This is a genomic window from Enterobacter sp. KBR-315C3_2022, from assembly GCF_041399425.1.
Lineage (GTDB): Bacteria > Pseudomonadota > Gammaproteobacteria > Enterobacterales > Enterobacteriaceae > Enterobacter.
On sequence record NZ_JBGKEB010000012.1, the window covers coordinates 115,467 to 135,314 of the forward strand.

A 19,848-nucleotide genomic window follows, 5' to 3' on the forward strand; every position below is an offset into this window, starting at 1 on the left:
CCACATGGACAAAAGTTAATATAAATCAATATCTGAAAACGACGCATCGGTATGGTTAATGGCAGTTCTTGTGTACCTCAACTGCCATTCTAGTTGATGTAGTCAGCAGTCGCTGCCGCTTCATCACTGGAGCGGCAGCGGATCTCCGCTTCACTATTTATGAGTCACCATCATGGAAAATCGTTTATTACAGGCGAAGGCGACGCTGCCTCAGTACGATCGCAACGGCCTTAAAACACGCATTGTGCATTTGGGTTTCGGCGCGTTCCACCGCGCGCACCAGGCGGTGTATGCCGACATCCTCGCGGCCGAGCACGCCAGCGACTGGGGATATTGCGAAGTTAACCTGATTGGCGGCGAGCAGCAGATTGCCGATCTCAAGGCGCAGGATAATCTCTACACCGTGGCGGAGATGTCCGCCGACGCGTGGACGTCCCGCGTGGTGGGCGTAGTGAAAAAGGCGCTTCACGCCCAGGTCGACGGGCTGGAAAGCGTGCTGGCGGCGATGTGCGAGCCGCAGGTGGCGATCGTCTCCCTGACGATCACCGAAAAGGGCTACTGCCACTCTCCGGCGACCGGGAAGCTGATGCTCGATCACCCCTTGATTGCAGCCGACCTGCAGAATCCGCACCAGCCTAAATCCGCGCCGGGCGTGGTGGTGGAGGCGCTGGCGCGGCGCAGGGCCGCGGGGCTGCCTGCGTTTAGCGTGATGTCCTGTGACAACATGCCGGAAAACGGCCACGTCATGCGCAACGTCACCTGCGCCTACGCCCGCGCGCTGGACGGCGAGCTGGCGGACTGGATTGAGGCGAACGTTACCTTCCCGTCAACCATGGTTGATCGCATCGTTCCGGCGGTAACCCCGGAGACGCTGGATAAAATCACGCAGCTCACGGGCGTGCGGGATCCGGCAGGCGTGGCGTGCGAGCCGTTCCGCCAGTGGGTGGTTGAGGATAATTTTGTCGCGGGCCGTCCGCAGTGGGAAAAAGCCGGCGCCGAGCTGGTTGCCGACGTGATCCCGTTTGAAGAGATGAAGCTGCGCATGCTGAACGGCAGCCACTCGTTCCTCGCGTATCTGGGCTACCTGGCGGGATATGCGCACATTAACGACTGCATGGAAGATGAACATTACCGCGCTGCCGCGCGCGCGCTGATGCTGAAAGAGCAGGCGCCGACGCTGAAGGTGAAGGGCGTTGATCTGGCGCACTATGCGGACCTGCTGATTGCCCGCTACAGCAACCCGGCGCTGCGCCACCGCACCTGGCAAATTGCGATGGACGGCAGCCAGAAGCTTCCGCAGCGCATGCTGGACTCCGTGCGCTGGCATCTCGTGAATCAGAAAAGCTTCCCGCTGCTGGCGCTGGGCGTGGCGGGTTGGATGCGCTACGTCGGCGGCGTGGACGAGCAGGGCAACGCCATTGAGGTGAGCGACCCGCAGCTGGCGGTAATTCAGGCGGCGGTAAACGGTAGCGCAGAAGGTGAAAGCCGTGTGAAAGCGCTGCTGGGCATTGAGGCGATCTTCGGAACGGAGCTGCCGCAGGAGGCGACGTTTGTCGATGCGGTATTGAAAGCGTATCGGATGCTGCTTGAGAAGGGTGCGAAAGCCACGGTGGCGCACTACGCCGCGCAGGTTTAATGCTTCACATGCCGCCGTTCGCGGCGGCATGTCTTCTCGCCGGTTAGTGCATTCCCAGGCGAATTAGCTCAATCGGCTCAAATTTCCCTTCACAACCTTCGACTTCCACCGTTTTACCGCGACGCACTTGTGCGGCGTCCAGCCCGGTGCTGTGGATCGCCTTAATAATGCCCGTGCGGCCCGTGCCGTTGATCATTACGCGGCTTCCGGTGGTAATTGCATTTCGGTTACGGTCGTATGTCATCATGGTCATTTCTCCTCTCTAACGTATTCGCTGCGGCGCTATTTTGGGCTACGCCGTTCACGGCCACTATAAATACGCCTCTCTTCGGTGAATGTTTTTGTTTTTGATCAAACTCACACTTTTTTCTTTATTTCGGTCGGCGTTGACGCTTCGGGACGGCTATTTACAAAACGGACAAATGTTTTCATGAACTGATAGTTTACCCGCGTTAGCGTTGAGGGTTTGTTTATAGAGTGAATGGCACTCTGGATACAGGAAACCCCTTTAAACTTAATAAGGAGCCAGGCTTATGTACAAAAAGATTTTGATGCCTGTTGATGTGTTTGAAATGGACTTGAGCGATAAAGCGGTGCGCCACGCGGCCAACCTGGCCAAAGTGGAGGGCGCGTCAATCACGCTGGTAAACATTCTGCCGGCCAGCAGTCGCTCTTTGCTGCGCGGCTTTAACGCCGATATTAAGAAGTTTGAAGCGTATATGATTGCCGAGTCAGAGAAAAAGATGACGGCGCTAAAAAGGCTATTTGATATCGCGCCGGAGGATATTCACTGCCTGGTGCGCTTTGGCAGCGTGCGGGATGAAATTATCGCCCTGAGCAAAGAAGGGGAATATGACGTCATCGTCATTGGTTCGAAAAACCCGAGCATCACGACGCACCTGCTGGGCTCGAATGCCGAATCTATTCTGCGCTACGCAAGTATTCCGGTGCTGGTTGTTCGCTAATTATAACACCGCATCCGAAGGGATGCGGTGTTATTAATCCTCGCTAAACCACTCGCTATTTTCCTGACGAATAAGCTGCACGGATTCGCTTATTTCCTGCAGGTGCAGCGTCATCGCGTTTTCTACCGCATCGGTATCGCGCTTTTCCAGCGCGCTGAAAATATCATGGTGCTGGCGGAGCAGCATTTCCGGCGGCGAGACGTGATCGAGGCTCATATAGCGCACCCGGTCAATGGTGGCCTTGATGTTCTCAACGGTATCCCACGCGAGCTGGCAGTCCGCGATCTGCGCCAGCTTCTGGTGAAACTCGTCGTCGAGCAGGAAAAAGTCGTTCAATTGCTTGCGCTCGATCGCCACGCGCTGCTGGTGCAGGTTTTGCTCCAGCAGATAGCACTGGTTGTCGTCGATCATCGCGGCGGCGCGACGAACCACCGCGCACTCGATGGCCTGGCGGACGAAGCAGCCGTTTCGCACCTGAGAAAGCGAAATTTTATTCACGTAGCTGCCGCGCTGCGGGCGGATCTGAATCAGGCCATTTTCCGCAAGCTTGATAAACGCCTCGCGCACGGGCTGGCGGGAAACGTCAAACCGAACCGACACCTCTTTTTCCGAAAGCGGCGTGCCCGGCGCGATCAGGCAGTGAACGATGTCACGGCGCAAAATGCGGTAGATCTGCTGGTTGACGGGCTGGGTAGGATTGAGTTGCGATTCGGCGGCCATGGATATGATTTCTCAGAGAGTTAACCTGAACATACTACCATTCTTTTAGCGGGCATCCCATACCCGGCGCGGGGCCGGGAAGGGAAGACAGGCGCCGCGGTTAACCGCGATGAACGCTTAATCCGGCAAAGCTCTGGCTGACAGGCATCATTTCGACGGTGTTGATGTTGACGTGTTTTGGCAGCGTCGCCACCCACCATACCGTTTCGGTGACGTCTTCCGGCGTCAGGGCGTTGGCGTTTTCGTACGTCTTGCCCACCTTCGCGTCGTCGCCCTTGAAGCGCACGTTTGAAAACTCGGTGCCGCCCACCAGGCCCGGCTCAACGTCGGTCACGCGGATCGCGGTGCCGTGCAGGTCGGTGCGCAGGTTCAGGCTGAACTGGCGAACGAAGGCTTTGGTTGCGCCGTAGACGTTGCCGCCCGCGTAAGGCCAGCTTCCCGCGGTGGAGCCAATGTTGATGATGTGGCCGCTGTTACGCTCTACCATCCCGGGCAGCACGGCGCGGGTCATGTACACCAGGCCTTTGTTGTTGGTGTCGATCATGTTTTCCCAGTCTTCGACGCTGGCCTTGTGGGCGGGCTCCATGCCCAGCGCCAGACCGGCGTTATTGACCAGCACGTCAATCGCGCGCCATTCTGCGGGCAGGTTGGCAATCATCTCTTCAATGGCGGCACGGTTGCGCACGTCCAGCTGCGCGGTCAGGATGCTGTCGCCGAGCTCATCCTTCAGCTCCTGCAGACGTTCCTGACGACGGCCCGTCGCAATCACCTTATGTCCGTTAGCGACGAAGCGACGCGTGATGCATTCGCCAAAACCCGCCGTAGCCCCGGTTACTAATATAATCATCTCACTGTTCCTCAACGCTTTTTGTGTTGTACTACCATAGCACGCCCGCGGGCGCGGCGTTAAGGTCGCATTTGTATGCCGGCATTGCAGGCGCGGGCGGCGTGGCCTACTCTGGGGGAATATACCGTTCCCAGGAGTGAAAGATGTCGGTCAATAATCCTTTCTTTGAAATTAGCCTGCTGCCGTATCAGGCCCCGCGCTTTAATGAAATCAACGATAGCCACTATCGCCCGGCCTTTGATGAAGCCCTGCGCCAGAAGCGCGCCGACGTTGACGCGATCGTCGCCCAAACCGCGGCGCCAAATTTTGACAATACCGTGCTGGCTCTGGAGAAAAGCGGCGCGATGCTGTCGCGCGTGAGCAGCGTTTTCTTCGCCATGACCTCGGCGCACACCAATGATTATCTTCAGGCGCTGGACGAGGCCATTTCAACAGAGCTGGCCGGGCTGGCTAACGATATCTGGCTGAACGACGCGCTGTTTTCCCGCGTGGAGGCCGTCTGGCAGGATCGCGACGCGCTGGATGCCGAATCCCGGCGGCTGGTGGAAGAGACCTGGCAGCATTTCGTGCTGGCGGGCGCGCGCCTGAGCGACGAGGAAAAGGCCGAGCTGAAGGCGCTGAACACCGAGGCCGCCGCGCTGACCAGCCAGTTCAACCAGCGCCTGCTGGCGGCGGACAAGGCGGGCGGGCTGGTGGTTGATGACGTGCGCCAGCTTGACGGGCTGAGCGACGATGAGATCGACGCCGCCGCGCGGGCCGCGGAGGAAAAAGGTCTTCAGGGCCGCTGGCTGATCCCGCTGCTGAACACCACGCAGCAGCCTGCGCTCGCCTCCTTGCGCAACCGCCAGACCCGCGAAGCGCTGTTTAGCGCGGCGTGGCTGCGCACGCAAAAGGGCGACACTAACGACACGCGCCAGCTGATCCTGCGCCTTACCGCGCTGCGCGCGCGTCAGGCTCAGCTTCTGGGGTTCGATAACTACGCCAGCTGGAGCATGGCCGATCAGATGGCGAAAACGCCCGACGCGGCGCTGAGCTTTATGCGCGGGATCGTCCCCGCCGCGCGCAATCGCGCCGCGCGCGAGCAGGCCGACATTCAGAAGATGATTGACGGCAAGCAGGGCGGTTTTACGGCGCAGGCCTGGGACTGGTCCTTTTATGCCGAGCAGGTGCGGCTGGCGAAATATGCCCTGGACGAGTCGCAGATCAGGCCCTACTTTGCGCTGAACACCGTGCTGGACGACGGCGTATTCTGGGCCGCCACGCAGCTGTTTGGCATCCGCTTCGTCGAGCGGTTCGACATTCCCGTTTACCATCCCGACGTGCGCGTGTGGGAAATTTTCGACCAGAACGGTGAAGGCATGGCGCTGTTCTACGGCGACTACTTTGCCCGCGACTCGAAGGGCGGCGGGGCGTGGATGGGGAACTTCGTTGAGCAGTCCAGCGAGCTTGCCGCGCGTCCGGTGATTTACAACGTCTGTAACTATCAAAAGCCCGCCAGCGGCCAGGTCGCCTTACTCTCCTGGGACGACGTGATCACGCTGTTCCACGAGTTCGGCCATACGCTTCACGGGCTGTTCGCCAGCCAGCGCTACGCCACGCTGTCGGGCACCAACACGCCGCGCGATTTCGTCGAGTTCCCGTCGCAAATCAACGAGCACTGGGCCAGCCATCCGCAGGTATTTGCCCACTATGCGCGCCATTACCAGACCAACGAGCCGATGTCGGAGGCGCTGCGCGACAATATGCTCAACGCCACGCAGTTCAACAAGGGCTACGACATGACGGAGCTGCTGAGCGCCGCGCTGCTGGACATGAACTGGCACGGCATTGCCGGGGCGGTGGATGACGTGGAAACGTTTGAAGCGGCCGCGCTGAAAAAAGAGGGGCTGGATATCCCTGCCGTGCCGCCGCGCTACCGCAGCAGCTATTTCGCCCACATCTTCGGCGGCGGCTACGCGGCGGGGTATTACGCCTACCTGTGGACGCAAATGCTGGCGGACGATGGCTATCAGTGGTTTGTCGAGCAGGGCGGGTTAACGCGTGAAAACGGACAGAAATTCCGCGAGGCGATTTTATCGCGCGGGAACAGCGCTGATTTAGCTGAACTTTATCGCCAGTGGCGCGGGCACGATCCGAGGATTGAACCGATGCTGGAGAATCGCGGGTTGAGCGTTTAAGGGCTTTTTAGTTTGGAAGCAGAACCGGGCGCGATGCCCGGTTTTTTGTACGATTTTTTCTTCCCCAAAACTCCTCCAAAATTCCTCCCCAAAATGAATCCTTAAATTCTGAGAAATTTGCAGGAGGATATTGAACAGTTATTCACGTAGCTACACCTTCACTTTCACCCAATCGAGTCCGCGATCGTTATGATACTGCGCTGTCATCCTGTTTGATGAGTGACCTAGTAGCTGCTGGGTGTTGATGCCTTGCCCCTCATACAGACGCTCAGATAGAGAACGCTGCTCGTGAAAAGTCGGCATTGTTTTTCCATCCTCTACGGAAATGCCAGCACTATCGACCGCGAGTTTGAAGGAGACGCTAAGGCTGTTCTCGCCAACCTGATCGCCTGCTTTCACATTACCGCTTGAGGTCACGTGATGGAGAAGCCAGGGGCTTACGACCCGGTCTCTGCATCTCTTGATCACCTGCGCCAGTGTAATATCCAACATCTCGCAGCGTAGCGAGAGCGGTATAGCCAGTTTCGCCCCGGTCTTTTGCTGCTCAACATGGAGATGGCCGTCCCAGATATCAGAGAACTTCATTTTGGCGATATCGCCGCGCCGTTGCCCGGTGACCACAGCCAGAAGCATTGAGTTTTGGACGTAGGGCGCCATATTGCCCGCCGCTTCAAATATCGCCTTCCACATCTCAAAGTTCAGTCGAGAACGACTCACCCGAACAACGACTTTGCGTGTGGCCAAAGCCGGGTTATATCCGGGCTCAACTTCTCCAGCGTGTTGCGCTTCCCTGAACAGATCAATCCAGACGCTTCGAAGTGTTTGTGCCATCCGCGCCTTACATCTGGCTTTATATTCGTCAGTGATGGCTGCCAGCATTTTGGTGGTGACTTCCTGAATGCCAACATCAGGCATCCTTTCAACCAGTACGTTTGTGCATGTCCTTCTTGATTTAAGCGTATTAATTTTTATCTCTTTATTGCTGAGTCGCTCCTCCTGAATTTTCAGATACCGTTCAATCCATACGCGCATCCGTATCGATTTCTTGGAATTGATCTTCTTATGGGTGACCATATCTATCAGGGCAAACGACTGGGCAGCTTCCTGCTGCGCCAGCAGACGATTCAATTCAGAGGCGGCCAGTTTGGCCGCCTCTTGATCGGTACCAAAACCGATAAACTGACCGGTTAAGGGGTGCCTATATTGCCAGTAGGTTTTGCTGTTACGCTTATCAAGCTTGCAGTAGAGATTTGGTATATCAACCCTGTGATTACGTGGTCTGGCTGCCATTAATTACTCTCTCCATAAGCGTCTTAACCGCTTTCGGCATGCGAGGTGGTACAGCCAGCGATGCGAGCATACCAATAAATTTGGCCTCTTCATCGATAACCCACCGCCGACCTTGTTTCAGCGCCCTTGGGATTGTTTGTCCTGTTTTTGCAATTTTGTGCAGCGCCGCTCTGGATGGTGGTTGCTTGAAGCCGTTTGGACCGGAAGCCCAATCCTCCAAGCTAACGAGTTGCCCCATGAAAACCTCCAGTTTGATAAATATGAGCTATCAAAGTCATGTAGTGTGATATTTCAATATCAGGTCATATGCCCAGGTAAGGACCGCAGTCGTCGCATGCCCGTCATTGCTGTAGCCACATAGCTCGCCTTACGATTCACTACTTCAACCCAAACTTTCACACCCTCATCTCTTACGGTGTAGGTCTCTTTTATTTTGCTTCGCCCGTAGTCGCCGTAACGTTGCTGGTGGGCGGTGAGCGCGATGTCACATGCCTGCCGAGCTAAAGGGGATTGCTTACTGCCTCGATTGATCAGTCGCATTTAGTCTCCTTAAGGGGAGGGTTGCCCCTCCCAATATCCTTAGGCCACGTATTCCGGTTTCATATCCGCCAGTGTGATGCTGAACTGATCGTGCAGCTCATCCCCCAAGTGCCGCTTTGACGATGCCAGCACACGCTCAGCTTCCGCGAACCGCTCGGCGGCATCCGGCTCGTCAGGCTGGGGTAACCACAGCTGACGTCATGGCCGAATATTGGAAATGGCGCAAACTTGTGTTTCGGTATCCGAGCAGCGAGCAATATCCTTGGCCTAAGCCGGTTTATTACCACATCTGCCTCGAGCTGCGTCGCCGCGGAACGGATGGTCAGCTGAGCCGCAAAGAGCTTGAGTGTGAGGGGGCAGATATTTTGGATACTTGGGAGAAGCGCCTGCTGGCCGGGGAGCCGATTCCGTCTGTTCGACGGGCGCTAGCGGCTCCAGTTGCTTCTAAGGGGCCGACCCCTGCAGAGCTTTTGAAAGCCAAATATGAGAGCATTAAGGCTGGTGGGAGTTTATAGCTGATGTCGAGACCTTAAACGCGGCGAGAAAGTAAGTTGATCATCTATTATATCATCGCGCTGGTATCAAATAGAATTATGCGACGATAAAAAATGTCGTAGTAATATTTTCTGCAGCCAGCGCGCTAATTTTTGTATGAAGGATTATAGGCACCAAGGAATATTATGATGAGTGATTCACCGAAAAATAAAGCGCTAATCACAGGACATCGCTTCGACGACTAAATGATTATTGAATCTTCTCTTTAAGTATATCAATTATTTTTTCTATGGCGGAATTTCCAATGTTTTGTTTGTGCACGTGAGCTACGAATTTCACATTGCCTTTTTTAATATATTCGCACTTAACTTCTCTTACTGGAATAATTTTTTTCAAAAACTGCACATAACGCGCGGGACAAAAAATGAGCATGTCTTCAAACGTAACAGCTAAGATTAGGTTTAAAAATGAATCACTTACAATGACCGGGTCGACATTGCGCGATTCAATAGCATCAAATGTATCAGTTCGTAAAAGGGTAGAATATGTGGATAGTCCATAGGCGACGTATTTCTCATTGGCAAGTTGTTCTCTGGAAATGAATTCACCGATACTTTTATGACTATCTCGGCAAATTAGCGTGAAATCCAGATCGAAAAGTGGGCGAGCAACTAAATTCCGGTCTCCTGGAAGCGGCAAACCAATATCAATATCGACCTCTTTATTACGAAGCTTACTAGCGCGTAGCTCGTTATCGAGATTAAAATAGCGAAATTCGATACCAAAATCATTAGGAATCAGCTGTCTTTGAAGAAGTTGTTCAGTTAGCCAGAGTTCGATAAATGGGTCGCAACGTATGTAAATTTTTCTTGTAAATTTGTGCAACACATTCTCCACATTAAGAGCACCTATGATATCTGAATCGATTGCTTTGAATTTGCCGTAAAGATTCATCGCAAGCGCCGTAGGTATAATGCCATTGAGCCTTCGCGTAAATAATGGGTCATGATAATGTGCTCTCAATTTTTTTACCGCGTAGCTTATTGCTGAGGGAGCAACGTTCAGCACCTCGGCCGCGCTCACCATGCTCCCTGTCTCAACGATAACCACTAGGTAACGTATCAAGTTGTAATCAAATTTTTTCTTGTCCATTTCTATTTATATTCTCATCGTTACAGGGGTAGATTAATCAGATTATAGTTCATTTGATTTTTGCAAGAGTGGAATTCTGTTCATTCATTTTTATGATGAGTGCATTTGTGATTGAATGGCGCTATTCCGAAATGACGAAGTCTTGCTGTTAACGCTGCATTAACAATGTTGTTGTATCTTCGATAACATAAACCATTCGTCAATGACATATCAGAGTTCAAGGACAAATGACGATTTACAGTAGCGAGGCTTTTTGCTGATAAATCATGATGTTTATACATTGGTGGTTTTTTACACTGACATGCAGGTAAAAAACAATATTATCCGTTAAGTCATTACATTTAACAGTGATAATCTACAATGCTGCAAAATTTATTTTTATAGGATTTAATTCTAAAAAAATCGGTTTTGTGGCACTAATGATTGTTTTTTACATTATGGTTACATTTTTCATCTCGCAAGCTTAGTGGATTACTGTTACATGGCGTTTATATAAAATGCCTGAAATTGTACGGACACTTCATAAAGACGTTTACACAAGCAGGGCAAAACTATGTTCAGGACTACTTACGGATTCTTGATCAATGACAACATTCAAATTGATATACATAACCGAAGGATTATAAAACTCGATATTGAAGAGGATCGTAAGCCTTACGTTCTTAACGTCAGTGTAATTTCGATCAAAGATCTGCAAATGATTCTGTTGGCCTATTTACTTGCTAATGGAATAGGCCATCCGGTTAAACGAGATGATATCTTAAAAGATGTGTGGGATAACAGAGCACTAAAATCCTCCAGCCAGATATTGTGGGCTACTTTAAAAGATCTTAAATCCAATCTTTCACGGATAGGACTAGGGGAAGATTTCATCGTAAGTGATAAAGGCTCCAAGTACAGTATAAATGCTTTAAAGGTACAAGCACTTTACATGGCCGTATAAAATTAAAGTGTCCAATATTGTTTAAGTAAGAGCAAACTATTTGGTTTCGAATTGAAAAATTAGGTGTGTGTATTTATGTATATCCATGAAAATAGTGGAGGCTTAACTATACATTTAATTTACTGATTTCTCAAATTAACGAGCAAATAATATATTTGCCTAGCAAAATAAATTATATTTAATCATGAGTGGGTGTTATATGAATAAGTTTTATAAAGTGATTTGGAATGCTACACTTGGTAGATATGTAGTCACCTCTGAGCTTTCGCAAGGCCGAAATAAAAGTAAATCTTCATCGAATGGTGCTAGGTTCTGTGATGCTTTATTTTCGAGGAAAGTGTTATTAACTTGTATTTTATCCGCGCTAGCTACAGAAAAAACATTCGCGGTTGACCGGGAGATAGATTTTTTTACGCCACAGGATTCTTCCTATGCATTTCTTTCTGGTGACATAAATCTTATCACAGGTGGGAGTAATGGTTTTGCCAATATATCAACAGGCACGGCTGGCTTTACTAACTCTACGCTGAAACAGGCGCTAGATAATGGCTACGTGGTTTCGGGCGCAGATTTTATCTCTGGTGATATTTTTAAATTAGGAAACAAAGGCTCTACTATAACTTTTGAAGATCCTATTACGCATAATCAAACTTCTTTATCCGTTTATGATAATGCGCAAATGTCCGTTACCCGCGCGGCAGATTTTGTATTTCCTCTGTCATATGGTGTTGGTGAGCATGGTCAGTATGTTGATACCAGTTTGTATTCTGTTCAACCGAACGCAGTTGTAGATGTCAACGTGGGTAGCACGAGCGGAAGCTGGATGAACAACGCGGCTAACCGCCTGTCTGTCATTATGAAAGGCAGCCAAGCTGATGTCACCACATCCGCGGTCTTTAACGTTGCTGACACCGGTACGCTCAATTACAACGCCAAAACCGTCGCTGAACTAGGATACGAGAGCAATAACAACTCAAACTCTAAATATGCCGCATCCTTTATTGGTGGTTTTAAGGGCGCAGTCGCCAGTAAAATCGGTAACTTCGTTGTAAATGATTTGGCAAGTTTTCAGAAATATAATACTGCCCTGCAGGTGGCCATTAGTAGCGGAGCGATGGCGAGCACCGATTATGATGCTCAACTTGAGTTGGCCTATGATAAAACGTTAAAACAAGTGTATGTCAATACTTCGATTCCAGAAAATGATGCCACGAATATGAATGCAGATCGCGGACGCGTTGCATTTATTAAGGCCGATGGCAATAGTGCAAACGTTAATATTAGTAAGGATGCTAATATTCAGCAGTTTAGATCCGATGCATCATTGGTTCGTTTGCTCAACGGCGCGACATTGACCAATCTCGGTACAATCGGGACTGTTTATAATACGCTTCGTGGGGCCTACGTCGTTTTTGCAAAAGACAGTCAGGTTATTAACCAAGGGGTTATTGATGCCGGTACATTTACCGATATGTCGGCCTTCGATAAATATATCAAAACAGGATTTAACACGGGCAATGGTGAGCAAGTTGCCATTAACGCATCTGGTTCAAGTACGATTTTAAACAATGGTGTGATAAACGTTGCCCCACGTCAGGATAACGCAGGCTCTTCCGGCGTAATTACTAATGATATTACTGCTTTAATAAACAATGGTTCTATTAACCTTGCGGCATTAGCGCAGCCAACATCCGTCAACGGTACCTACAACGCGACGGGAGTTGTTGTTCAGAAATCGTCAAGCTTTGATAATAATGGTCAACTGTATATTGGTCGCCTGGCGCAACGCTCGGTGAATGACGCAACCACCGATGTTGCTGTTAGCTCGCTGGGGACTATTGGAGTCAGTCTATTAAATGGTGGAGCTTTAAACAACAACGCTGACGGCGTTATTACCATTGGTTCTTTGACACAGGGTGCCACGGCTATTTCTGCCGTTGGGTCGGCATCAACCGTTAATCAAAAAGGTACTGTGAATATTAACGGACGCAACGGTACTGCATCTAATGCCAGTAGCAAGAACATTGGTATTAATGCGGCGTCAGGTGCAAAAAATATTACTAACAGCGGCACCATCAATCTGAACGGGATTAACTCCGTTGCCCTGCAGGTGCTGAAAGGAAGTTCAGCAACCAATAGCGGCAATATTGTTGTGAATGAGGGTGTTGATCCCGCGACTAAGACGGCTAATTACGGTATCTGGTCTGAAGGCGCTGGCGCCAAAGCCATTCAGTCAGGCACCGTCGAGTTAAAAGGTGATCGTGCGATCGGAATTCATGCCCGTAATCAAGGGATTGTGACTCTGCAGGGCAGTGGGAAAGTCGCCTTTGAAAATGGAGAGAACCAGATCGGTTATTACGTTTACGGCGCAGGGTCCTCCATCGAAGATAAAAGTTCCGGTTTACAAAACGTTGCCACGAAAGACTCGACCTTGTATCGAATTGACGGTGGCGCCGCCTTTGCTGGCGATGCTGACAGCACATCGGTGATGAGAGCCACTGGTGAGAACAGCACGATTCTTCTGGTGACCGGGAAAAGCGATGATGGCAAAACCATCAGTAAACTGAATACCGGAAAAATGGTCCTTAACGTCGATGCCGCTGGCGCAACCGCTGTCAAAGTAGAGGGTGGCGCACAAGGTGTCCTCGACCAGGGTGTACTCCTTGCATTAAGCGCGAAAAACGCTACTGCTGGTATTGTTGATGGGAACTCGACAACGATTACAGGCAGTACCGGTACAGCAGGGGCGTCACAGCTTACCACCTTCGCCACTCTGGATAACACCAACGCGGCGAGCGATGCAATGGGCTATATAGCACGCAACAAAGGCACGCTTATTCATAAAGGCACCATTAACTTTACTGCCAATAACAGCACCGGCGTACTAGTTGACGGCGGTAACCTGGAGAACAGCAGCAACATTAGCGTGAATGGAATCGCGGTCGATATCGTGGGCGGCGACTCAAAAGTCACCAACACCGGCACCGTCAAAGCGACAGGTGGAACGGCGGCATATCGCCTGAAAGATGGTGCTTCACTGGCTCTGAGTGGGCAAGGGACCACTATCGCCCAGAACGGTGCGCACGGTGTGCTGATTGAAGCGCCAACCGCTTCGCCACTGCTTAAGGCAACGGCTGCATCTGAATTGACCGTAACCGATGCCACGATCAGCGTAACCGGTACGGGTAACGCGATTGAAAACGGCGCGGAAATTGCTGGTATTCGTCTGGTTAACGCCAAACTCAATGTTGAGCAGGGTGCAGGTATTCGTACCGGAGCGGAACTTGGGACGTCAAACAGCGGTGTGATGACAGTAAGTGGTTCAGGTGAAGGTATTCTCCTGCAGCACGCCGATGGTTCTGAAACGTCAGCCGCACTGAATTTACTCGATTCTGATGGCCTGACGATCAATGTAACCGGGGCGAAAGGCTCGGGTATTATCACAAACACCAGCGGAGATGTGAAAAACGGCACCAGAATCAACGTTACGGCGGCGGATGGCGGATCGGCGTTGGCTGTCGGTGGCTCAACGGCTAACGTTATTCAGTCAGGAACGTTGACGTCCACTTCGTTGACTGACGCAGTGGTCAACGCGAACAACGGTAAGATCTCTATCTTCTCGAATAACGGCGCGATTACTGCAAATAGCGCAGAGCAGGTTGCGGTTGAAAGCCATTCTGGTAAGGGAATGACATTTACCAATCGCGAAGGCGCAAGCATTGTCGGTAAGGTCAATCTCTTAACTGGTGATAACACCGTAAATCTGCAAAGCGGCAGCACAGGGACCGATTTTTATACCGGTACCGGTAATGATGTTTTCAATCTGAAAGATATTAAAGCTGATGAAACCGCTATCTTCGCCTCCTTAAATAGTGGTGAAGGTGAAAACACCCTTAACCTAGATAACTCCGCATACATTTTGAAAAATGTGAATGCGTTGACGGGTTTTGACACGGTTAACCTTACCAATGGTTCGACATTTACAGAGGATAAAACGCTCCTCGTATTGGGTGAGTTGGCTAACGATGCAGCAGGCTCAGCCTTCAACATCGATGCGACAAGTACGCTTGCGTTAAACAATACCGAAGATGTGTTGTTAAAGACTCACCTGAAAGGCTCAGGAACTGTCAAAACTGATCTGTCAGGGAAAGCGTTTAGCTTTACCGATAACAATAAGGCCGATGCGTTCGCCGGAACGGTAGATCTGTCGAATAGCACGTTTGAACTGGAAGGTATCAACACGCAGGCGCTCAGCGCTGCAAACCTGAAGTTGAGCAACGGAAGTGAAACCACAATAGGTGCCGGGGTGCAAAACATCGGCAGCCTGACCTTCAATGGCGGTACTGCTGATTTTGGTGAACTCAATCCGGGAGTTAAAGAGGCCAGCAATCAGGTTCATGCGCGTAACACGCTGGATATCAGCGGAAAGGGCACGGTTCAGGTCCAGCTTAACGGAGTCATTAATGATAACCCGCTGCCTGCGAATCACCTATCTCTGATGGAGCAGGATGATGCGCAGGTGCTGGTGAAAATGGCCGACAGCGAGAATGCGGTTATCGGTAGCGGCGGCAATCTGACGCTCGAAGATAAAAGCGGCAAGCTGATCACTGACGCCGCCACGCTGGACATTACCCAATCCGGTGAAACTGTCGCTAAAGGGACCTGGGATTATCGTCTGACGAGCGGGGATAATTCTGATGGCTTGTACATTAACTACGGTCTGAAAGAGGTCGACCTCATCGCCAGCGGGGCAAATGCTCTGGTGCTAAACAGCAATGGCGCGACTGGCGCTGCCAGCGACCTGAGCGCGAAAGTGAAGGGAAGCGGCGATTTGCATATCGATACCGGCAGCAGCACGGTTTCCTTGTCGAATCTGGATAACGACTACACCGGCGAAACGGCAGTGAAAAGCGGCACTCTGGCGATGGCAAACGACAACGTGCTGGGTAAAACCCGTAATCTGGCGGTGGACAAACTGGCTACCGTGAATATGCAGGGCCACAGCCAGCACGTTGGCGCTCTGAATACGGCAGATGGCAGCCGGATTAATCTTGCTAAAGGTAGCGAACTGACGCTCACTGATACGCAGCGCGAAGCGGGGAACGCGGATGCGGGCACGATCAATGCCAATACGCTGGCAGGCAGCGGTAAGTTGGTTCTTGAGCCGGGCCAGCTGAAAGTTAAAGGCGCAAACCATGATTACACCGGTGATGTCACGCTTAATGGCGAATCACAGGCGCGGCTGAATAGCGTTTCTGGTCTGGGTGACAGGGGGCTGGTGACCCTTGCAGATAAAGAGAGTCGCTTAAGCTTCGCGAAGCATCTGGCTACCGATGCGGCAGCAACGGGTGATTTCGGTAAACGCCTTGCCGGAGCCGGTGCTGTCGACGTGAATGATGCTTCCGATATCAACCTGATTGCCGACAACAGCAATTATCGTGGTGAAGTGCAGGTAGAAACGGGCAGTGATTTACGCGCCTCTGCGGCTCAGAATCTGGGCGAGGCGAGTATCGTGAACAATGGCGCCGTGCATTTAACGGCAGATAAAGACTGGGAGCTAACAAACGAGATTACTGGCAGCGGTGCGCTGGAAAAACTCGGCAATGCGACGTTGGTTGTCAATCGTGACCTTGCGTACACCGGTGAGACCGATCTGCGTTCAGGACGTCTGATTGTGGGTGATAGCGCTGTGGCAAGCGGCAAGCTTTCGGGTAACGGCCCGGTCAATATCGCATCAGGCGCAATTCTGGGTGGTAATGGTGTAATCAGCGGTGCGGTGAATAACCTCGGGATAATTTCAGCCCTGAATGCCCTCAGTGGTTATGAAAAACAGCCTGTTAATAATTTAACCGTGGGCAGTCTTAACAATAGCGGCGAGATTAAATTGGGCGGTTCTTCCGTCGGTAACGCCCTGACAGTAAAGGGAGATTATGTGGGCAACAATGGCCTGCTAACCCTGAATACTGCGCTTGGTAATGACAACTCGCTCACGGATAAGCTCATCGTAGAAGGTAATACCTCGGGTTCCACGCAGGTACAGGTGAAAAACCTTGGCGGAAAGGGTGATATCACCCGTAAAGGCATCGAAGTCGTTCAGGTTGGCGCTAAGTCAGACGGTAAATTTGCACTTAAAGGCCGTGCTGTTGCCGGTGCGAATGAATACTTCCTTAACAAAGGAGCCGCACAAGATGGTAACTGGTATCTGCAGTCGCAACTGCCAACACCTGTCGACCCGGTTAACCCTATAAACCCGGTTGATCCGGTCAACCCAGTCGATCCGGTGAAACCGACAGATCCGATTGTGCGTCCAGAAGCCGGGGCTTATACCGCTAACATTGCGGCGGCTAACACCATGTTTAATACCACCTTGCACGATCGTCTGGGTGAGACAAACTATGTAGACATGCTCACGGGTGAAGAAAAAGTTACTAGCATGTGGATGCGTAATATAGGTGGGCATTCGGCATTCCGCGACAACAGCGGGCAGCTGAAAACCCAAAGCAATCGCTATGTGCTGCAAATGGGTGGAGACATTGCTCAGTGGGGGGATGAAAACGCTCAGAGAACGCATCTTGGTGTGATGGCGGGCTATGGTAACAACCACAGCAACACGCGATCTTCTGTCACCAAATACAGCGCAGACGGCTCCGTTAATGGTTACAGCGTGGGTATTTACGGAACCTGGCTGCAAGATGAAGTTGACCATACGGGGGCTTACGTAGATACCTGGGCACAATACGGCTGGTTCAACAACAGCGTTCATGGGGAAGAGCTCGCTGCTGAGTCTTACAAGTCGAAAGGCTTAACTGCGTCGGTTGAGACAGGATATTCCTTCAAAACCGGTGAGTTTAAAGGCAGCAAAGGCACCCGAAATGATGTGTATGTTCAGCCACAGGCACAGGCTATCTGGATGGGCGTTAAGGCCGACGATCATATCGAAAACAATGGTACACACGTGGCCTCGCAGGGTGACGGTAACCTGATGACTCGTCTGGGCATCAGAACCTACATAAACAGCCACAACAAAATTGATGATGGTAAAGATCGTGAGTTCCAGCCATTCATTGAGACTAACTGGATTCATAACACTAGAAACTTTGGTGCCACGATGAACGGTGTTTCATCTTCTATGGATGGAGCGAAAAACATTGCGGAAGTGAAAGTTGGTGTTGAAGGGCAAATTAACAAGAATCTGAACCTTTGGGGTAATGTCGCAAACCAAGTTGGTGACAAAGGGTACAGTGATGCCTCAGCAATGATTGGTGTAAAAATTAATTTCAAGTAACGATGAAATATAACAAAGGGGATGTCATCCCCTTTGTTTTTAACAGAGTGATAATATGGATAATATCTATTCTTTTTCTGATAATAGTTATATCAGAGAAGTAATCCCTTTAATTCTTAAAGACATTAATAGGGATTCTATAATCGGTGGCGGACTGTCTGTTTTTTTATTCGAAAAAACATGGTTGAGTGAAGCTGAACTCTCCTTGATACTTAATAACAAATCTGAAAGGGTTGTTATTCTGGCTAGGCCATCCCTGATTGGCTTTCTCTCTACACTGATTCTGCCTTATAACATATATTTTGGACGGTTTGATATTCCCTTGCATAAATTGCGAAGCGTGTTGTCGCGATTAATACACCAACCCATAAATGATTTGTTAGCTACTCGTCGAGGCATCAATCCCCCGAGAAACAAACTAAGCCCAGCTGAACTAGAAATTACGTTGTTATACGTTCAAGGGATATCGGTTGAAAATATTGCTGAGTCAATGAATAAAAGCTATAAAACAATAAGTCATCACAAGCGAAGCGCGATGAAAAAAATGGGTATCTCAAGTAATGTAGAATTAATGCAAAAAGGGCGCGTGTTTTTAATGATGAATCAAGAGTTCATGCTGGCATCTTAAAAGTTTGGAGTTTTGTGTTTCGTATCATTCCCGTTGGTAGTGAATTGACTAACGATATTGATAAGCACAGCAATTCTTTTATAACATCAGACTGTAGCTTGTAGGCCACTTGCATCGATTTCGGGTTTGTGGCTACAACACAGGTATATGTTACACGGGACGAAAATTTTTCGGAGATACTTGTTTTATCAAGTAAATGGATGGGCTTGATTGCGTCCAATACATAAGGACGAGGAAATCCTTACGTTGATGACAACGATTGCATTATTGATTGTGTCGCCGTTGTAAACGCCCGCTTTGACTGTAAAACCTCCCGCACCGGGAACAGAGAGGCCGATGGAAAGAGAGCCGCCAGTCTTTCCATTCACTGTCTGCAGCCGTGAGTCGTCTCCGGCGGCCACCGATCCGGCAACTGTTCCAACGTCCCGGGTGGCGCTGTCTCCCAAACCGACGTTTTATAGATTGCCTCTCAAGTGCGTGGCCGATAACTTCACCTGATTTTTTGGCAAAAAATATTGGGTAAAAAATATGCAGATTCGCTATGTCCGGGTGTCAACAAATGACCAAAATACTGATCTCCAGCGGCAGGCACTCGAGCGCGCAGGATGTGAGCAGATTTTTGAAGAAAAAATGAGCGGAACCGTGGCTAATCGTCCGGCACTAAAAAGGCTGCTTCGGACATTAAACGAAGGCGATACGCTGGTGGTCTGGAAGCTGGATAGACTGGGCCGAAGTATGCGGAATCTTGTCCTTCTGGTAAACGAATTACGGCAGCGCGGTATTCATTTTCGTAGCCTCACGGACAGCATAGACACTTCCAGCCCGATGGGGCGATTCATCTTCCATATCATGTCCGCTCTTGCCGAGATGGAAAGGGAACTGATCGTCGAGAGAACGCGTGCTGGGCTTGCCGCTGCGAGAGAAAAGGGAAGGATTGGTGGTCGGCGCCCAAAATTGACTTTCTAGCAATGGGCACAAGCCGGACGACTCGTTGCGAACGGCATCGACCGTAAGCAAGTCGCTTTAATTTACGATGTAGCGGTCTGCACATTGTATAAAAAATTCCCAGTAGGAAAGCCGGATGGCGCCGAACTGTAGGCGGGCGGGAAAATTTACAAAAACATATCTGTCGATGCAAGAGAAGGTTACGGGCAAACCGCTTAAGCCTTA

At 50.7% G+C, this 19,848-nt stretch carries 13 protein-coding genes and 3 pseudogenes; 8 read left to right on the forward strand and 8 right to left on the reverse strand.

Annotated features, from left to right (window positions below; translation table 11 throughout):
* The first annotated feature begins 172 nt into the window (after window positions 1–172).
* Window positions 173–1,636 (forward strand): mannitol dehydrogenase family protein, encoded by a 1,464-nt coding sequence (locus AB8804_RS14410; RefSeq protein ID WP_371187260.1) that lies wholly within the window; start codon window positions 173–175, stop codon window positions 1,634–1,636.
* A gap of 43 nt (window positions 1,637–1,679) precedes the next feature.
* Here AB8804_RS14410 and ydfZ read toward each other — a convergent pair whose 3' ends face one another.
* Window positions 1,680–1,883 (reverse strand): putative selenium delivery protein YdfZ, encoded by a 204-nt coding sequence (gene ydfZ / locus AB8804_RS14415; RefSeq protein WP_371187262.1) that lies wholly within the window; start codon window positions 1,881–1,883, stop codon window positions 1,680–1,682.
* Between the two features lie 286 nt (window positions 1,884–2,169).
* Between ydfZ and AB8804_RS14420 the strand changes: the two genes are divergently transcribed.
* Complete coding sequence (locus tag AB8804_RS14420; protein WP_371187264.1) at window positions 2,170–2,601, forward strand: universal stress protein; 432 nt, start codon at window positions 2,170–2,172, stop codon at window positions 2,599–2,601.
* A gap of 33 nt (window positions 2,602–2,634) precedes the next feature.
* Here the strand turns inward: AB8804_RS14420 and AB8804_RS14425 are convergent, their stop codons facing one another.
* Both AB8804_RS14425 and ydfG read right to left on the reverse strand, forming a co-directional pair.
* Window positions 2,635–3,321 (reverse strand): GntR family transcriptional regulator, encoded by a 687-nt coding sequence (locus tag AB8804_RS14425; protein WP_371187266.1) that lies wholly within the window; start codon window positions 3,319–3,321, stop codon window positions 2,635–2,637.
* Between the two features lie 100 nt (window positions 3,322–3,421).
* A complete protein-coding gene (gene ydfG, locus AB8804_RS14430; RefSeq protein ID WP_371187268.1) occupies window positions 3,422–4,168 on the reverse strand; it encodes a bifunctional NADP-dependent 3-hydroxy acid dehydrogenase/3-hydroxypropionate dehydrogenase YdfG in 747 nt (248 codons plus the stop codon).
* Between the two features lie 143 nt (window positions 4,169–4,311).
* Between ydfG and dcp the strand changes: the two genes are divergently transcribed.
* Complete coding sequence (dcp, locus tag AB8804_RS14435; RefSeq protein ID WP_371187270.1) at window positions 4,312–6,345, forward strand: peptidyl-dipeptidase Dcp; 2,034 nt, start codon at window positions 4,312–4,314, stop codon at window positions 6,343–6,345.
* Between the two features lie 150 nt (window positions 6,346–6,495).
* On the opposite strand, the gene AB8804_RS14440 is transcribed toward dcp, so the two are convergent.
* From AB8804_RS14440 to AB8804_RS14455, 4 genes and pseudogenes are all read right to left on the reverse strand, one after another.
* A complete protein-coding gene (locus AB8804_RS14440; protein ID WP_371187272.1) occupies window positions 6,496–7,635 on the reverse strand; it encodes a phage integrase Arm DNA-binding domain-containing protein in 1,140 nt (379 codons plus the stop codon).
* A complete protein-coding gene (locus AB8804_RS14445) occupies window positions 7,616–7,873 on the reverse strand; it encodes an excisionase (protein WP_371187274.1) in 258 nt (85 codons plus the stop codon). The genes AB8804_RS14440 and AB8804_RS14445 overlap by 20 nt, the downstream gene beginning before the upstream one ends.
* A gap of 59 nt (window positions 7,874–7,932) precedes the next feature.
* Entirely contained in the window at window positions 7,933–8,175 is a 243-nt protein-coding gene (locus AB8804_RS14450) for a DUF4060 family protein (RefSeq protein ID WP_371187276.1), read from the reverse strand.
* Window positions 8,176–8,214: 39 nt separating this feature from the next.
* A pseudogene (locus AB8804_RS14455) lies at window positions 8,215–8,361 on the reverse strand (enterohemolysin); the annotation flags it as partial.
* Here AB8804_RS14455 and AB8804_RS14460 point away from each other — a divergent pair.
* Window positions 8,355–8,690 (forward strand): annotated as a pseudogene (locus AB8804_RS14460) (replication protein P); the annotation flags it as partial. The pseudogenes AB8804_RS14455 and AB8804_RS14460 overlap by 7 nt on opposite strands.
* 229 nt (window positions 8,691–8,919) lie before the next feature.
* On the opposite strand, the gene AB8804_RS14465 reads toward AB8804_RS14460, so the two are convergent.
* Window positions 8,920–9,822 (reverse strand): LysR family transcriptional regulator, encoded by a 903-nt coding sequence (locus tag AB8804_RS14465; RefSeq protein ID WP_371187278.1) that lies wholly within the window; start codon window positions 9,820–9,822, stop codon window positions 8,920–8,922.
* Window positions 9,823–10,375: 553 nt separating this feature from the next.
* Between AB8804_RS14465 and AB8804_RS14470 the strand changes: the two genes are divergently transcribed.
* The 4 genes and pseudogenes from AB8804_RS14470 (at window position 10,376) to AB8804_RS14485 (ending at window position 19,776) form a co-directional block, all read left to right on the forward strand.
* Window positions 10,376–10,765 (forward strand): hypothetical protein, encoded by a 390-nt coding sequence (locus AB8804_RS14470; protein WP_371187280.1) that lies wholly within the window; start codon window positions 10,376–10,378, stop codon window positions 10,763–10,765.
* Window positions 10,766–10,964: 199 nt separating this feature from the next.
* Entirely contained in the window at window positions 10,965–18,050 is a 7,086-nt protein-coding gene (locus AB8804_RS14475; protein WP_371187282.1) for an autotransporter outer membrane beta-barrel domain-containing protein, read from the forward strand.
* Between the two features lie 55 nt (window positions 18,051–18,105).
* Window positions 18,106–18,678 (forward strand): helix-turn-helix transcriptional regulator, encoded by a 573-nt coding sequence (locus AB8804_RS14480; RefSeq protein ID WP_371187284.1) that lies wholly within the window; start codon window positions 18,106–18,108, stop codon window positions 18,676–18,678.
* Between the two features lie 528 nt (window positions 18,679–19,206).
* A pseudogene (locus AB8804_RS14485) lies at window positions 19,207–19,776 on the forward strand (recombinase family protein).
* The last annotated feature ends 72 nt before the right edge of the window (window positions 19,777–19,848 follow it).

Excerpts from the sequence above, each read along its gene's own strand:
- dcp (WP_371187270.1), top strand. The coding sequence starts at position 4,312 with ATGTCGGTCAATAATCCTTTCTTTGAAATTAGCCTGCTGCCGTATCAG.
- ydfG (WP_371187268.1), bottom strand. The coding sequence starts at position 4,168 with ATGATTATATTAGTAACCGGGGCTACGGCGGGTTTTGGCGAATGCATC.
- AB8804_RS14440 (WP_371187272.1), bottom strand. The coding sequence starts at position 7,635 with ATGGCAGCCAGACCACGTAATCACAGGGTTGATATACCAAATCTCTAC.
- AB8804_RS14475 (WP_371187282.1), top strand. The coding sequence starts at position 10,965 with ATGAATAAGTTTTATAAAGTGATTTGGAATGCTACACTTGGTAGATAT.
- AB8804_RS14420 (WP_371187264.1), top strand. The coding sequence starts at position 2,170 with ATGTACAAAAAGATTTTGATGCCTGTTGATGTGTTTGAAATGGACTTG.
- AB8804_RS14450 (WP_371187276.1), bottom strand. The coding sequence starts at position 8,175 with ATGCGACTGATCAATCGAGGCAGTAAGCAATCCCCTTTAGCTCGGCAG.
- AB8804_RS14425 (WP_371187266.1), bottom strand. The coding sequence starts at position 3,321 with ATGGCCGCCGAATCGCAACTCAATCCTACCCAGCCCGTCAACCAGCAG.
- AB8804_RS14410 (WP_371187260.1), top strand. The coding sequence starts at position 173 with ATGGAAAATCGTTTATTACAGGCGAAGGCGACGCTGCCTCAGTACGAT.
- AB8804_RS14465 (WP_371187278.1), bottom strand. The coding sequence starts at position 9,822 with ATGGACAAGAAAAAATTTGATTACAACTTGATACGTTACCTAGTGGTT.
- ydfZ (WP_371187262.1), bottom strand. The coding sequence starts at position 1,883 with ATGATGACATACGACCGTAACCGAAATGCAATTACCACCGGAAGCCGC.
- AB8804_RS14445 (WP_371187274.1), bottom strand. The coding sequence starts at position 7,873 with ATGGGGCAACTCGTTAGCTTGGAGGATTGGGCTTCCGGTCCAAACGGC.
- AB8804_RS14480 (WP_371187284.1), top strand. The coding sequence starts at position 18,106 with ATGGATAATATCTATTCTTTTTCTGATAATAGTTATATCAGAGAAGTA.
- AB8804_RS14470 (WP_371187280.1), top strand. The coding sequence starts at position 10,376 with ATGTTCAGGACTACTTACGGATTCTTGATCAATGACAACATTCAAATT.